This is a genomic window from Mumia xiangluensis (assembly GCF_010994095.1).
Taxonomy (GTDB): domain Bacteria; phylum Actinomycetota; class Actinomycetes; order Propionibacteriales; family Nocardioidaceae; genus Mumia; species Mumia xiangluensis.
Map to the genome: position 1 here is coordinate 1,008,741 of NZ_WJYO01000001.1, position 14,287 is coordinate 1,023,027.

A 14,287-nucleotide genomic window follows, 5' to 3' on the forward strand; every position below is an offset into this window, starting at 1 on the left:
TAGACGTATGTCGATACAGGCTCCCGTGCGCCTCTCCACGCTCGACCGCTGGCTCCCGCTGTGGATCGGTCTGGCCATGGCTGCGGGTCTCGTGCTCGGCCGCTTCGTCCCCGGCCTCTCCGACGCCCTCGCGATGCTCGAGGTCGGCGGCATCTCCGTGCCGATCGCCCTCGGCCTGCTCGTGATGATGTACCCGGTGCTCGCCAAGGTCCGCTACGACCGGGTCGCCGCCGTGACGGGCGACAAGCGACTCCTCGTCAGCTCGCTCGTCCTCAACTGGCTCCTCGGCCCGGCTCTGATGTTCGCGCTGGCGTGGGTCTTCCTCGCCGACCTCCCGGAGTACCGCACCGGCCTCATCATCGTCGGACTCGCTCGTTGCATCGCCATGGTCGTCATCTGGAACGACCTCGCTTGCGGCGACCGGGAAGCCGCGGCGGTCCTGGTCGCGATCAACTCGGTCTTCCAGGTCGTCGCCTTCTCGCTCCTCGGCTGGTTCTACCTGACGGTCCTTCCCGAGTGGCTCGGCCTCGACACGCAAGGCCTCGAGGTCTCTGCCGGACAGATCGCGCTCAACGTGCTCGTCTTCCTCGGCGTCCCCCTCGCGGCCGGCTTCGCGTCGCGCTGGATCGCGGAGCGTCGCCGCGGCCGGGACTGGTACGAGGCGCACTTCCTCCCACGGGTCGGCCCCTGGGCGCTGTACGGCCTCCTCTTCACGATCGTTCTGCTCTTCGCGCTGCAGGGCGAAGCGGTCACGTCGCACCCGTGGGACGTCGTCCGGATCGCCCTCCCGCTGCTCGTCTACTTCGCCGTGATGTGGGGCGCCGGCATGGTGACCGGCAAGGCGTACGGCATGGGCTACCCGCGGTCGGCCACGCTTGCGTTCACGGCAGCGGGCAACAACTTCGAGCTCGCGATCGCGGTCGCGATCGGCACGTTCGGTGCGACCTCGGGTCAGGCGCTCGCGGGCGTGGTCGGCCCGCTGATCGAGGTGCCGGTCCTGGTCGGCCTCGTGTACGTGTCGCTGTGGCTCGCACGCCGGTGGTTCGGTGTCGACCCGTACGGCGCTGCGACCGCCGCGCAGTCGCGTGAGGAGGTGCCCCGATGACGCTGGACTGCACTCCGGCGAGCGCCGCGCACGCGATCGGCGAGGGCGTCGCCGTCTCCCTCGCCGGCACGCTCAAGGCGCTCGCAGATCCGCTGCGGCTGCGGATGCTGTCGGCGATCGCTGCCAGCCCGACCGGCGAGTCGTGCGTCTGCGACCTCGCGGAGCTGGCCGACGTCTCGCAGCCGACCGTGTCCCACCACCTCAAGGTCCTCAAGGACGTCGGCGTGCTCGTCTCAGAACGCCGCGGGACCTGGGTCTGGTACCGCGTGGCCGACGCGTTCAAACCAGCCGTCGCGACGCTGCTCGACTCGTTCGCTCCCGCGGCGCTGGACCACCGGCTCGACGCGCGTGGGCGCACCGGACTGGCCGACGCGGATGCCGCGCTCGCGCACCTCGCCGACGACCTCGCGGCGGCGTACGGGTCGACGAGTCCGGCGCTGGTCCTCGCGACGGTGCGCGAGTCGTACACGGCGCTCGCCCGTGCCGCGTCCGTCACCCCGCACCTGATCGCGCTGACCGAGCGCTTCGCCCGCCAGCGTCTCGACGACCTCCAGCCCGACCGTACGGGCGCGCCGCCGCAGGTGCTCTTCGTCTGCGTCGCGAACGCGGGACGGTCGCAGCTCGCCGCAGCACTCGTGAACCACTACGCGGGCCCGCAGGTCGTCGTACGCTCTGCCGGTTCGGCGCCTGCCGCCGACCTGCACGCCGGGGTCGGCGAGATGATCGTGGCCCTCGCGCCCGACTCGGCGCCGGCGTTCCCCAAACCGCTGACCGACGACGCCGTGCGCGCCGCCGACGTCGTCGTGACCATGGGTTGCGGCGATGTCTGCCCGGTCATCCCCGGAGTCCGGTACGAGGACTGGCCCGTCGGCGATCCCGCGCTCGCCTCACCCGAAGGCCTGAATGCGATCCGCGCCGAGATCGACCGTCGTGTCCGCGCCCTGCTGGCCGACCTCGTCCCCGACCTGACGCTTTCCCCCGTCCGAAGGAGAGCCTCGATGACCGTGTCCCGCCCCCAGGTCCTGTTCGTCTGCGTACACAACGCCGGTCGGTCCCAGATGGCTGCCGGCTTCCTCGGAGCCCTCGCCGGTGACGCGGTCGTCGTACGCTCGGCCGGCTCGATGCCCGCCGAGCAGATCAACCCGGTGGCCGTCGAGGCCATGGCCGAGGTCGGCATCGACATCCGCGCCGAGGTCCCCAAGCTCCTGACGGCCGAGTCGGTCCAGGAGTCGGACGCCGTCATCACGATGGGCTGCGGTGACGCGTGCCCGTACTTCCCGGGGAAGCGCTACGAAGACTGGAAGCTCGACGACCCCGCTGGGCGGGGCATCGACGCCGTGCGTCCGATCCGCGACGAGATCCGCGCCCGCGTCGTCACCCTGCTGGACGAGCTGGGGGTCTGAGCGGCCGTTGGTCAGCGCTCGCCGCAGCAGCCGTCGGTGCATGCTGTGGACGTGTCTCCGGTGAGGGCGCCGACGGGGCTGCAGCAGACTTCGCCGCGCCATGCTTCGCGGCCCTCGCGGACGGCGAACCCGGCGATCACGAGTGCAGCGATCGGATCCGCCCAGGACCAGCCCAGGGTGCTGTTGAGGAGCAGGCCGACGAGCAGCACGGCGGACAGGTAGGAGCAGATGAGCGTCTGCTTCGAGTCGGCGACTGCAGACGCCGAACCGAGCTCGCGTCCTGTTCGGCGCTCGATCCAGGACAGCAGCGGCATCACGGCGAGACTGACGGCGGCGAGGGCGATGCCGACGGAGGAGTGGTCCGGCTCGGAGGCTCCCGCGAGCGCTCGGATGGCGTCAGCGCTGACGAAGACAGCGAGACCGAAGAACGAGAGCGCGATCAGCCGCATGGCGACCCGCTCGCGCGAGTGCGGGTCGGGTGCGGCGAACTGCCAGGCGACGGCCGCCGCCGACAGGACCTCGACGAGCGAGTCGAGGCCGAATCCGACCAGGGCCGACGACGAGGCGATGCGTCCGGCTGTCAGCGCGATGACGGCCTCGACAAGGTTGTAGACGATGGTCGTGGCGACGATCCACCGGATGCGCCGCTGAAGTCGGGTCCGGCGCTCCGCGGTCAAAGGTGGTCGGCCGATCGAGATCGACGTCATGAGCAGCCGCACTCCTCGCCTGCGCAACAGTCGGGATCGACGAGGAGGACGACGCGAAGAAGCTCGCTCAACGCGGGCGCGAGGTGCGGGTCGGCCAACCGGTACGAGGTCCGACGTCCCTCTGGGACGGCCTCGACCAGGCCGCACCCGCGCAGGCAGGCCAGCTGGTTCGACATCACCTTTCGCGACACGCCGAGCGCGTCCGCGAGGTCGGAGGGGAACGCGGGAGCCTCACGACGGGCGCTCAGCTGCACCCTCCGCCCGCGTCCCCCGAGCGGCCGTGCTCGACGCCGGTCGCGAAACCGACCCCGGCGGGTGCGGAGGTCAGTGTGAGAAGTGCGGGCTCTGCCGGCGTGCTGCCGCAGCACGCGGCGCCCGCCTGCTGGCCGTCGGCGTCCAGCGCTAGGTCGGACGAGCACACACCGGTCTCGGGAAGGTTCAGCTCGACGGTGTCGGCGGCCGTGCGGTCACCGGCCAGCGCGGCTGCGATCGAACGCACCTGCTCGTAGCCGGTCGCCATGAGGAACGTCGGCGCACGGCCGTACGACTTCATGCCGACGATGTAGAAGCCGTCGTCGGGCTGTGCGAGGAGCTTCTCCCCGTGCGGCGGGACGGTGCCGCACGAGTGGAAGTTCGGGTCGATCATCTCGGCGATCCCGGCAGGGCACTCGAGCGCCGGGTCGAGGTCGAGGCGGACCTCGCGGATCACGTCGAGGTCGGGGCGGAAGCCCGTCGCGTTCACGATCGCGTCCACCGTGACGTCGAGGACGCCGTCACGTGACCGGCCGACGACCCGCACATCGTCCTCGCCAGCGTCGAGCCGGTCGATCTCGACGAACGTGAGGAGTCGCACGCGTCCCGCATCGACGGCTGCCTTCAGGCGTGTCCCCAGCAGGCCGCGAGCGGGCAGCTCGTCGTCTGCACCGCCGCCGTACAGGCGACGCGCCGAGCCGCCGCGGATCGCCCAGACGACCTCGGTGCCGGGCTCGTCCTCCGCGAGCTGAATGAGGCTGAGCAGCGTGTTCGCGGCCGAGTGTCCCATGCCGACGACGAGGGTGCGCCGGCCGGCGAACCGGACGCGGTCCTTCCCCTCGACATCGGGCAGGGGGCCGGTGACGTACGCCCGTGCATCCGCCTCGCCCAAGGCGGGGAGCCCGCCGACGCCGAGCGGGTTGGAGGTGCCGTAGGTGCCGGAGGCGTCGATGACCGCGCGTGCGAGCAGGTCCTCGACCGCGCCGTCCGGGCCGACGACGCGAACCCGGTAGCCCTTGCCTTCGCGGCCGATGGTCCGGGTCTTGTCGGCGGTGAGGCGGGAGACGCCGAGCACCCGCGTGCGGGTGTGGATGCGCCCGCTCAGCTGGGGTGTGTCGGCGAGCGGGGTCAGGTAGTCGTCGACGAGCTCACCCCCGGTGGGCAGCGCGTCGAGGTCGGGCACCGACCAGCCGGCGGGCTCGAGCAGGCGCCGGGCAGCGGCGTCGATGTTGTAGCGCCATGGCGAGAAGATGCGGACGTGCCCCCACGACGCCACCGCTGCGCCGACCTGCTCGCCGGCCTCGAGGACCAGCGGGTCGAGCCCGCGCTCCAGCAGGTGTGCCGCCGCCGCCAGCCCGACTGGGCCCGCGCCGATGACGATGGTCGGGAGGCTGTCTCGTGCCGGGTCGCTCATGGGTCACTCCTAGGGGATCGAAGAACGTCGATGTTTGCCGCCTCGAATATATCCACGTTCTTCGATGCGTGGCAAGATGGAGGTATGAGCGCGACGATCCCTCTCGAGGTCATCCCCACCGCTGGTGCCTGCTGCGCCCCGCTGGTCGGGACGGCCGTCACCCCGGAGACGGCACGTGACCTCGCCCGTCGCTTCAAGGCGCTCGCGGACCCGGCGCGGGTGCAGCTGCTCTCGATCGTGGCTGCGCACGAGGGTGGGGAAGCATGCGTGTGCGACCTGACCGAGCCCGTCGGCCTCAGTCAGCCGACCGTGAGCCACCACCTCAAGATCCTCGTCGACGCCGGCCTCCTCAGTCGCGAGAAGCGCGGCGTCTGGGCGTACTACTCGCTCGTGCCGGGTGCGCTCTCCGACCTCGGCGCCGCGCTCGACGAGACCGCTGGAGCGTCCTGATCAGGGGAGGACCGGGCGTCGCGGCATGGTCAGTGGAGTGAGCAGCGTCGCCGCGACGGCCAGCCCGGCGAGGACGCCGAACGCCGCAGGGTAGCCACCCAGGTTCTCCGCGAGGACCGTCCCGAGCCACGGCGAGAGCGCGACCGCGAACATCAGCGGTGCCGAGAGCAGCCCGTTGAGCGTGCCGTAGCGGTGCACGCCCCAGCGATCTGTCACGGCGGTCGCCTGGATGAGTGTGCATGCGCCCCGAGCGGTTCCTGCGAGGAACGAGACGACGGCCAGGAGTGCGTACGGCCCGGGTACGACGGCGAGGAGCAGTGTCGTCGCTGCGACCGCGGCGACGACCAGCGTCGTACGGGTTCGCACGCTGGTCGCCGCCTCCAGGCGTCGGTAGCCCAGCCGGCCACAGACCTGGCCGACTCCGCCGACACCGAGGACGACCGCCGCAGACTCCGTGCTGAGGCCGCGTTCGAGCAGCATGGGCACGAGATTGATCACGCCGGCGTAGATCGCAGCCGCCGCCAGGCAGATCGCCGCGGTCAGCGCGAGGAACGCGCCCGACCGCCACACCGGTGGTCCGTCCAGGCCAGCCGTGGGCTCCGCCCGGTGGTGGGGGCCTGGCCACGGATGGCGCAGACCCCACCAGTGCATCGGCACGGTGATCAGGAGGATGGCGGCAAGGACGCCGTACGTGTCACGCCACCCCAGGGGGCCGAGCAGGACGGCGGTCAAGGGGGCGAAGACCGTGCTCGCCAGACCTGCGACCAGCGTCACCGCTGTGAGCGCCTTGACTCGGTCCGCCCCGCCCCAGTGGGTCAGTGCGGCGAAGGCCGGCGCGTACAGGGTCGCGGCGCAGGCGACGCCGACCATCAGCCACGCGGCGACGAACCACGCGAGGTTCTGCGTCGCCGCCATGCCTGCCACGGCGACGACGGCCAGGCCGGACCCTGCCGTCATGACGCCGCGCGGCCCGTGAGCGTCGATCCAGCGACCGACACCGACCCCCGTCACGCCGGCCACCACCTGGCTCAGGGAGAACGCGGCGACGACCGCCCCCATCGGCCACCCTGTGTCGGCCACGAGGTCCGCCAGGACGACAGGAAAGGCGTAGTAGAGGACGCCCCAGCTCACGATCTCGGTCGCGCACAGCACCGCCGTGACGCGTCGCAGCGCCGGTGTCGGCAGGACGCGTTCGTCGGTCGCGAGCTCCGCCATTCGACCTCCGTCCAGTGCGGGAGCACGAGCATACATCGAAGGCTGTCGATGGCATGGAGAGACGTGCTTCCAGCAAATGGAACTGCGTTCCATTTGCTGGAAGCCGGTTTGGAGTACCCGTCAGTAGTACGTACGGTCGACGGTGGGGCGTACGAGGTGTGCGCCTTCGTCATGAGGGAGAACCATGGACAAGATCGGTGTGGTCGGCTGCGGCCTGATGGGTGCGGGCATCGTCGAGGTGTGCGCGCGATCGGGCGCACAGGTGATCGCGGTGGAGTCGTCGCCCGAGCGTGTCGAGGCCGGTCTGGCCCGGATCACGAAGTCGCTCGAGCGCGCCGAGTCACGCGGCCGGATCGACAGCGCCGCCGCCGTCCTGGAGCGCATCGCCGTCGTCGAGGACATCAACGCGCTGCGTGACCGCGACCTCGTGATCGAGGCGATCGTCGAGGACGAGGCCACCAAGGTCGCCCTCTTCAAGCAGCTCGACGAGCTGGTCGAGTCGCCGGACGCGATCCTCGCCTCCAACACCTCGTCGATCCCGATCATGAAGCTCGCGGTCGTCACCAAGCGTCCTGACAAGGTCCTCGGGATCCACTTCTTCAACCCGGTGCCCGTCCTGTCCCTCGTCGAGCTGGTCCCGAGCCTGCTGACGAGCGAGAAGACCACGCTCGAAGCCCGCAGCTTCGTCGAGGGCGCGCTCGGCAAGCACGCGATCCTCAGCCAGGACCGTGCCGGATTCGTCGTCAACGCGCTCCTGATCCCGTTCGTGCTGCAGGCGATCCGGATGCTCGAGTCGGGCTTCGCGACGGCCGAGGACATCGACGAGGGCCTGGTGCGCGGTGCCGCCCACCCGCAGGGCCCGCTCGCCCTGGCCGACCTCATCGGCCTCGACACGACGAAGGCCGTGGCCGAGTCGCTGTACGAGGAGTTCAAGGAGCAGCTGTACGCCCCGCCGCCGCTGCTCGCGCGCATGGTCGACGCGGGCCTGCTCGGGCGGAAGTCCGGTCGCGGGTTCTACACCTACGAGTAGAGGTCTCGATCACTTCGTGCCTCGACCAGCGGTGAGGTGGTAGAGGTCTCGATCACTTCGTGCCTCGACCAGCGTGAGGTGGTCGAGGTCTCGATCACTTCGTGCCTCGACCAGCGTTGAGGTGGTGGAGGTCTCGATCACTTCGTGCCTCGACCAGCGTTGAGGTGGTGTCACCCCCAGCGCGAGGCGAACCACGGCTGATGCAGGTCGAGGTACGACACGTCGGCCATCGCGGCCTCCATGTCGGCGCGTACCTCCTCCGGCATGTCCTGCTGCTCACCCCGCCGTGCCGACTCCTCGTCAGTGAAGGCGACGGTCTCGGTGAACGTGCCGTCGTCGGAGATCGCGAGCGTGGCGCCGATGATGTCCGGCCGGGCCTCGTGGAGCTGGTCGGTGTCGGTCAGCATCGACTTGAGACGGTCGGCGTCGGCGACCCTGCCCTGGATGACCTGCACGAACCCGGCGTCGTCCGAGCCGCCGTCGAGCGCGAGCGTGACGTCGGTGCAGTCGTGGAACTGCGGCTCGCTGTCGAACAGCCCGCGCGTCCGCTCCCACCAGTCGCTCTGCTCACGGCTGTCGGAGTTGGACCGTGCTGACTCCTCGGAGTCGAACCGTACGACGGCCACGAACATGCCGTCGTCGGTGAATCCGTAGGTGCCGCCGAGCCAGCCGACCACGTCGTCTGCGCGCTCGGTCCGCCACTGCTCCATCGTCGCGCGCATCTCGTCCTGCCGGGTGCACGGACCCTGGATGACCTGGATGAACATGTCTGCCTCCTGTGTCTCGGTCCCTATCCCCACCGGTTCGCGAACCACGGCTGCCTGAGGTCGAGGCGTCGTACCCCGTCCGCAGCCGGAGCCGGAGGGTTCTCGCCATGGCGGGCCGACGCCTCGTTCGTGAACGCGACCGTCTGGGTGAAGGTGCCCGACTCGTCGACGGCGAGGGTGGCGCCGATGATCTCCGGCCGTTCAGTGAGGATCTCCTGCATCTCCGCGGCCATCGCCTCGAGGTGGTCGGGGTCGTCAGCACGACCCTGGATCACCTGGACGAACCGCGCCTCTTCGAACCCTTCGTCGACGGCCAGCGCGACGTGCGAGCAGTTGTGGAACACCGGGTCGCCGTCGAAGAGGCGCCGTGTGCGCGCCCACCAGTCGCTGTGCTCGCGGGTCTCGGTGTTCTGGCGTGCGTCCTCGCTGGACCCGAACTGGACGACAGCAACGAACACGTCGTCGTCGGTGAAGCCGTACGTGCCGCCGAGCCATCCCACGACATCGGGTGCGCGCTCGTCCCGCCACTCCTCGATGGCGGCCCGCATGTCGTTGCGGCGGTAGCACTTTCCCTGGATGACCTGGATGAACACAAGGGCTCGCCTCCGGCGGTCGATGGGGAGGACCCTTCGAAACTACCGTTTCGCCCGCCCCGTTGGAAGGGGAGGCTGAACCGCCGGCCGAGGCTCATCGCTGCGGACGGACCAGCGCCTCCTGCGAGACCTGGCAGACCGCGTCGCCCGAGGTGTCGAACACCGCGGCGTTGATCAGCGCTCGACCGGCGTGCGCCATCGGCGTGGTGTGCTCGAACAGCAGCCACTCGTCCGATCGCAGGTCACCGCGGAACCACAGGGTGTGGTCGAGCGAGACGGCCCACCAGTCGGCCGCCATGGTCCGCTCGTGCCCGGTGACCGCTCCGTGCGGGGCGACCGCGGTGGCCATCAGCATCAGGTCGCTGGCGTACGCGAGCGCGGCCCGGTGCACGAGGGGGTCGTCGGGCAGCCGGTCGCTGGCGCGCATCCAGATGTTGCGCGGCGCGACCGCCGAGTGCGGCACGCGGTCGTTCTCGTCGATCGGTGCGACGCGCACCTCGATCGCGGTGAACCCGTCCCAGAACTCGCCGAGACCGCCGTCGTCCTCGGCGAGCACCTGCAGGGGAACACTGTCCTCCGGTCCGACCACCGCCGGCGCGGGGCGTTCGTGCCGGACGCCGTCGTCGTCGGTCGCCGACGACACGATCGTCCGGCAGACGAGCCGCTCGTCCTGCCACGCGCTGACCTCGTGCACGGAGAGCCGGCGGCCGTCGCGCAGGGACTCCACGGAGAAGCGGACCGGCACGTGCGACACGCCTGGCCGGAGGAACGCCGTGTGCGACGAGTGGACCCGCTTGCCCGCGCCCGCCGACCGGCCCGCCGCAACGATCGATTGGGCGACGAGCTGCCCGCCGAACAGCTGCGGGAGGGGGATCACGTCGCTGCCTCCGACCCAGGTGTCCGGACCGGCCTGCTCGAGGTCGAAGAGGCCTGCGAGGGTGCCCTCCGACTGGGCTGTCGTCATCCGGCGACCTTGCCTGCCGTCGCCGTACGCCGCGGGGGACGGGGGAAGAACCCGCTGGTGCGTGCCACGTACTCGTCGTACGCCGCTCCCTTGCTGCGGCGCATGCCCTTCTCCAGGAGCGCCTTGCCGCTGAACCGCAGGAGCAGGACGGTCATCACGATCGGCGAGATCACGGTGACGATGCCGATCGGGTGCCCGAGTGCGAGCAGCCACAGGCCGAACCACACGCAGGAGTCGCCGAAGTAGTTCGGGTGCCGCGTCCACGCCCACAGGCCGCGGTCCATGATCTTGCCGGCGTTCGCCGGGTCAGCCTTGAAGCGCTTGAGCTGCCAGTCGCCGATCGCCTCGAACGAGAAGCCCACGAGCCAGACCAGGATGCCGAGCGTGCCGAGGATGCCCAGCGACGAGCTCTCGTACATCGCCACCTGCACGGGGAGGGACACGACGAACAGCAGGACGCCCTGGAGCCCGTAGATCTTGCGGATCAGGTAGCCGACGAGCGAGCCGGTCTGGTGACGCATCAGCGCGGTGTAGCGCTTGTCCTCGCCGTGGCCGCGGTTGCGGTTGCCGATGTAGATCCCGAGGCGCAGACCCCACGCGGCGGTGAGGAGGAGGACCACGAGCCTGCGGGTGTCGTCGCCGGAGGACGACGCCGAGACGAGGTAGGAGACCAGGGCGACCACGACGAAGCCGGGGCCCCAGAAGATGTCGATGATCGACTGGTTCTTGATCGCGATCGCGGTGGCCATGATGGCGCCCATCAGGACGAGCACGGCCGCGGCGCTCACGATCAGGTTCAGGGCGAGATCGCCCCAGGGGAAGTCGGACATGGGTGTGGTGTTCGCTCTCGCTCGGTGGGGTCAGACCAGGTCGGCGGCGAAGCCCTGGAAGGCTGCCTGTGCTTCGGGATACGTGTGCTGCTCGCCGGCGCGGCTCTCGTCCACGAGGGCGGCAAGCGTCTCGGGGTCGAGCGGCCCGTCGGGGATCCGTACGGTGCCGTGCTCGACGGAGTCGGCGACGCGGATGCCCGCAGCGCCCGCGACGACCACCTGGCCGTTGAGGGTCGATCGGGGGTCGACCAACGCGGAGGCGATCGGCGCGACGGACTCCGACGTCATCACCTCGGCGTAGCGGGGATCCATCCCTGCCTCGGTCATCTGCGTCGTCGCGTACGGGAGGAGGACGTTCGTCAGGACGCCTCGACGTGCACCCTCGACGGCGACCGTACGACCGAGCGCGATGACCGCGCCCTTGCTGGCGGCGTACGCGGAGACCGTCGGCTCGCCGTGGAGCCCCGCGGTCGAGGCGACGAGCAGGATGCGTCCGGAGCGTGCCTCGCGCATGACCTTGAGTGCCGCGGCCGCGACGAGCGCGGTGCCGGTGACGTTCACGCCGAGCACCTGGGCCAGGTTCTCGGGTGTCGTGCTGTGGAACATCTGTGGACTGCTGATCCCGGCGCTCGTGACGCAGATGTCGAGGCGGCCCCAGCGCGAGACGGCGGTCTCGACGAGGCGTGTCGCCGTCTCGGGCTCTTCGACGGCGCCGTAGTCGGCCACCGCGGTGCCGCCCGCGGCCTCGATCTCGTCGACCACGTAGTCGGCGGCGCTCCGGCCGTCTGCGTCGACGACCCGGTTGCGGTTGTTGACGACGACCGCGGCACCGCGCGCGGCGAGGTCGAGGGCGAAGGCCCGTCCGAGGCCCTTCCCGCCGCCGGTGACGATGGCGACCTGGCCGTCCAGCGGACGGGCGCTCACGCTGCCGCTCATGCGTCGACCAGCCGCTCGACCAGGACGGCGACGCCGAGACCTGCTGCGCCGCTGACCGCGGCGACGCCGTACCGGCCGTCGCGGCGCTCGAGCTCCTCGACGCAGCTGCCGACGAGGATGGCGCCCGTGGCGCCGAACGCGTGGCCCATGGCCATGGTTCCTCCGTTGGGGTTCATCCGGTCGGGGCCGGCGTCGAGGTCGCGGCGGAAACGCAGGCACAGCGCCGAGAAGGCCTCGGCGAACTCGAAGACGTCGATGTCGGACGGTCGCAGGCCGGCGCGGGCGATGACGGTCTCGACGGCGGTCTGCCCCGCGGTGAGCATCAGCACCGGGTTGACGGAGGTGGAGGCGGCGCCGATCACGCGCGCCCGTGGCCGCAGACCGGTGCGCTCGGCTGCTGCGTGGTCACCGATCAGGAGGAGCGCGGCGGCGTCGGCCATCGCCGGGGAGGTGCCGACGGTGTGGAGGTGCTCGATGGCGTCGACGACCGGGTACGCGCCGAGGGCGATGGCGTCCTGGCCCTGGGCGCCGAGCTCGGCGAAGGCGGGCGGAAGCTCGGCGAGGCCCTCGAGCGTGGTGCCCGGTCGTACGAGCTCGTCGTGGTCGAGACCCGGGCTGGACTCGGTCGGGCGGATCGGGATCAACGAGCCCGCGAACGCGCCGGCGGCCTGGGCGGCTGCTGCCTTGGTCTGCGTCTCGAGCCCGTACGCATCGAGCTCGGCGCGGGTGAAGCCTTCGATCGTCGCGTTCAGGTCGGCGGCGACTCCCATGTGGACGGAGCCGATGCGCTTGATGGTGGCCGGGTCGCTCCACAGCGGGCCGCGGTCGACGAACATCGGCACGCGGGAGACGCTCTCGACGCCGCCGGCGACGGCCAGCGAGAGGTCGCCAGCGCGGACGCGTGCGGCGGTCTGGCCGACAGCGTCGACGCCGGACGCGCAGAAGCGGTTGATGGTGGCACCCGGGACGTCGTCGCCCCAACCGGCGAGGAGCGCGGCGGTCCGCGCGATGTTCGAACCCTGCTCGTCGACCTGCGACGCACAGCCCAGGGTCACGTCGTCGACACCCGCAGGGTCGATCCCGGTCCGCTCGACGAGCGCATTCTGGAGGTGGACCACGAGGTCGGTCGGGCTCTGGGAGTGCAGGGATCCCTTCGGGGACGCCTTGCCCCGTGGGGTGCGGACGTAGTCAAGGACGAGTGCCTCAGCCATAGGGGCTCCTTCTCGGGCGTTGTCACGGGGGGTGACAACGTCGGCAATGTGATCTAGCGCGCTTCAACTGGTGGTGTAACTCTGTTAGTTGTAGTACGGTTAGGCAGCAGTTGGCAACCCGGCGCGGGCTCGCGTCTCGCCGGAGACTGAAGAGATGGAGCGACAGATGAGCGACAGTGACGTCTGGGTCCTCGGTGGCTACCAGAGCGACTTTGCCCGAAACCTCACTCGTGAAGGCCTCGATTTCGCCGACCTGACGCGCGAGGTCGTCGACGGCACGCTCGCCGCCGCCGCCATCGACGGCTCTGCCATCGGTGTCGTGCACGTCGGCAACGCGTTCGGGCAGCTCTTCGCCCACCAGGGACAGCTCGGGGCGATGCCGGCGACCGTCCGTGAAGACCTCTGGGGACTTCCGGCCTCGCGCCACGAGGCCGCGTGCGCCTCCGGCAGCATCGCCGCCCTCGCCGCGATGGCCGACCTTCGCGCGGGGTCGTACGACGCAGCACTCGTCGTTGGCGTCGAGCTCGAGAAGACCGTGTCCGGTGACGCCGCCGCCCACAACCTCGGTGCCGCCGCCTGGGCAGGGCACGAGGGCGAGGACGCCACGTTCATGTGGCCGTACATGTTCGCGCGTGTCGCCGACGAGTACGACCGTCGCTACGGTCTCGACGACGCGCACCTGCGCGCGATCTCCCAGCTCAACTTCGACAACGCCCGTCGCAACCCCCTCGCGCAGACCCGCGGCTGGGACGTCCCGGACCTCGCGGCGAACGGGCTCGACGACGACGTCAACCCGGTCATCGAGGGCCGCGTACGTCGGTTCGACTGCAGCCAGATCACCGACGGCGGCGCCGGGGTCGTGCTCGTCAACGACGCCTACCTCCGCAACCACCCCGAGGCCCGTCCGATCGCCCGCATCGACGGATGGGGCCACCGTACGGTCGGCCTGGGTCTGCAGCGCAAGCTCGAGATCTCGGCGGACCAGCCGTACGTGATGCCGCACCTGCGTCAGACCGTCCTCGACGCGTTCGACCGCGCCAAGGTCACGCTCGACGACCTGGACGGCCTCGAGACCCACGACTGCTTCTCGCCGAGCGAGTACGTCGCCATCGACCACATCGGCCTCACCGGACCGGGTGAGTCGTGGAAGGCGATCGAGAACGGCGACATCGCACCCGGCGGCGTCCTCCCGATCAACCCCAGCGGCGGCCTCATCGGCGGCGGCCACCCCGTCGGCGCGAGCGGCGTCCGGATGCTGCTCGACGCGGCCAAGCAGGTCAGCGGCACCGCCGGCGACTACCAGGTCGAGGGCGCCCGTCGCTTCGGCACGCTCAACTTCGGCGGAAGCACCGCGACCACCGTCAGCCTCGTCGTCGGCGCCGTCCCGGACTGACCGCCACCTGCCACCAC

The 14,287-nt window shown here is 70.6% G+C and carries 15 protein-coding genes and 1 pseudogene; 6 read left to right on the forward strand and 10 right to left on the reverse strand.

Going from position 1 to position 14,287, the window contains the following annotated elements:
* The first annotated feature begins 7 nt into the window (after positions 1-7).
* From arsB to GH747_RS21995, 3 genes and pseudogenes are all read left to right on the forward strand, one after another.
* The gene (arsB, locus tag GH747_RS04585) at positions 8-1,105 is read left to right on the forward strand and encodes an ACR3 family arsenite efflux transporter (RefSeq protein ID WP_149768333.1); all 1,098 of its coding nucleotides are present in this window, start codon (positions 8-10) and stop codon (positions 1,103-1,105) included.
* A pseudogene (locus GH747_RS22465) lies at positions 1,102-2,040 on the forward strand (metalloregulator ArsR/SmtB family transcription factor); the annotation flags it as partial. The gene arsB and the pseudogene GH747_RS22465, both read left to right, overlap by 4 nt.
* 63 nt (positions 2,041-2,103) lie before the next feature.
* On the forward strand, positions 2,104-2,508 hold the full coding sequence (locus GH747_RS21995; protein ID WP_205602807.1) for an arsenate reductase ArsC: 405 nt from the start codon (positions 2,104-2,106) through the stop codon (positions 2,506-2,508).
* Between the two features lie 11 nt (positions 2,509-2,519).
* Here the strand turns inward: GH747_RS21995 and GH747_RS04595 are convergent, their stop codons facing one another.
* From GH747_RS04595 to GH747_RS04605, 3 genes are read right to left on the reverse strand one after another with little or no spacing between them, the layout of a single operon-like run.
* The gene (locus GH747_RS04595; RefSeq protein ID WP_149768335.1) at positions 2,520-3,215 is read right to left on the reverse strand and encodes a cation diffusion facilitator family transporter; all 696 of its coding nucleotides are present in this window, start codon (positions 3,213-3,215) and stop codon (positions 2,520-2,522) included.
* Positions 3,212-3,469: a helix-turn-helix domain-containing protein gene (locus tag GH747_RS04600; protein ID WP_149768336.1), complete on the reverse strand. Its 258-nt coding sequence runs from the start codon at positions 3,467-3,469 to the stop codon at positions 3,212-3,214. The genes GH747_RS04595 and GH747_RS04600 overlap by 4 nt, the downstream gene beginning before the upstream one ends.
* Positions 3,460-4,881 (reverse strand): FAD-dependent oxidoreductase, encoded by a 1,422-nt coding sequence (locus GH747_RS04605; protein WP_149768337.1) that lies wholly within the window; start codon positions 4,879-4,881, stop codon positions 3,460-3,462. Before GH747_RS04605 ends, GH747_RS04600 begins: the two co-directional genes overlap by 10 nt.
* An 84-nt stretch (positions 4,882-4,965) precedes the next feature.
* Between GH747_RS04605 and GH747_RS04610 the strand changes: the two genes are divergently transcribed.
* Positions 4,966-5,331: an ArsR/SmtB family transcription factor gene (locus GH747_RS04610; RefSeq protein ID WP_149768338.1), complete on the forward strand. Its 366-nt coding sequence runs from the start codon at positions 4,966-4,968 to the stop codon at positions 5,329-5,331.
* Here GH747_RS04610 and GH747_RS04615 read toward each other — a convergent pair whose 3' ends face one another.
* Positions 5,332-6,546, reverse strand: a complete 1,215-nt coding sequence (locus tag GH747_RS04615; protein WP_194842881.1) for an MFS transporter — start codon at positions 6,544-6,546, stop codon at positions 5,332-5,334.
* Positions 6,547-6,730: 184 nt separating this feature from the next.
* Between GH747_RS04615 and GH747_RS04620 the strand changes: the two genes are divergently transcribed.
* Positions 6,731-7,576: a 3-hydroxybutyryl-CoA dehydrogenase gene (locus GH747_RS04620; RefSeq protein WP_149768339.1), complete on the forward strand. Its 846-nt coding sequence runs from the start codon at positions 6,731-6,733 to the stop codon at positions 7,574-7,576.
* A gap of 170 nt (positions 7,577-7,746) precedes the next feature.
* On the opposite strand, the gene GH747_RS04625 is transcribed toward GH747_RS04620, so the two are convergent.
* The 6 genes from GH747_RS04625 to GH747_RS04650 form a co-directional block, all read right to left on the reverse strand.
* Complete coding sequence (locus GH747_RS04625) at positions 7,747-8,343, reverse strand: hypothetical protein (protein ID WP_149768340.1); 597 nt, start codon at positions 8,341-8,343, stop codon at positions 7,747-7,749.
* Between the two features lie 23 nt (positions 8,344-8,366).
* Positions 8,367-8,936, reverse strand: a complete 570-nt coding sequence (locus GH747_RS04630; RefSeq protein WP_149768341.1) for a hypothetical protein — start codon at positions 8,934-8,936, stop codon at positions 8,367-8,369.
* Between the two features lie 94 nt (positions 8,937-9,030).
* The gene (locus GH747_RS04635) at positions 9,031-9,900 is read right to left on the reverse strand and encodes an acyl-CoA thioesterase (protein ID WP_149768342.1); all 870 of its coding nucleotides are present in this window, start codon (positions 9,898-9,900) and stop codon (positions 9,031-9,033) included.
* Positions 9,897-10,730 carry a DUF1295 domain-containing protein gene (locus GH747_RS04640; RefSeq protein ID WP_149768343.1) on the reverse strand — a complete coding sequence of 278 codons (834 nt, stop codon included), beginning with the start codon at positions 10,728-10,730 and terminating at the stop codon, positions 9,897-9,899. Before GH747_RS04640 ends, GH747_RS04635 begins: the two co-directional genes overlap by 4 nt.
* A gap of 30 nt (positions 10,731-10,760) precedes the next feature.
* Positions 10,761-11,654, reverse strand: coding sequence for an SDR family NAD(P)-dependent oxidoreductase (locus GH747_RS04645; protein ID WP_149768344.1), 894 nt, complete (start codon positions 11,652-11,654; stop codon positions 10,761-10,763).
* An 8-nt stretch (positions 11,655-11,662) separates the two neighbouring features.
* Entirely contained in the window at positions 11,663-12,877 is a 1,215-nt protein-coding gene (locus GH747_RS04650; protein WP_149768345.1) for an acetyl-CoA C-acyltransferase, read from the reverse strand.
* A gap of 166 nt (positions 12,878-13,043) precedes the next feature.
* On the opposite strand from GH747_RS04650, the gene GH747_RS04655 reads away from it, so the two are divergent.
* Positions 13,044-14,270 carry an acetyl-CoA acetyltransferase gene (locus GH747_RS04655; RefSeq protein ID WP_205602757.1) on the forward strand — a complete coding sequence of 409 codons (1,227 nt, stop codon included), beginning with the start codon at positions 13,044-13,046 and terminating at the stop codon, positions 14,268-14,270.
* The last annotated feature ends 17 nt before the right edge of the window (positions 14,271-14,287 follow it).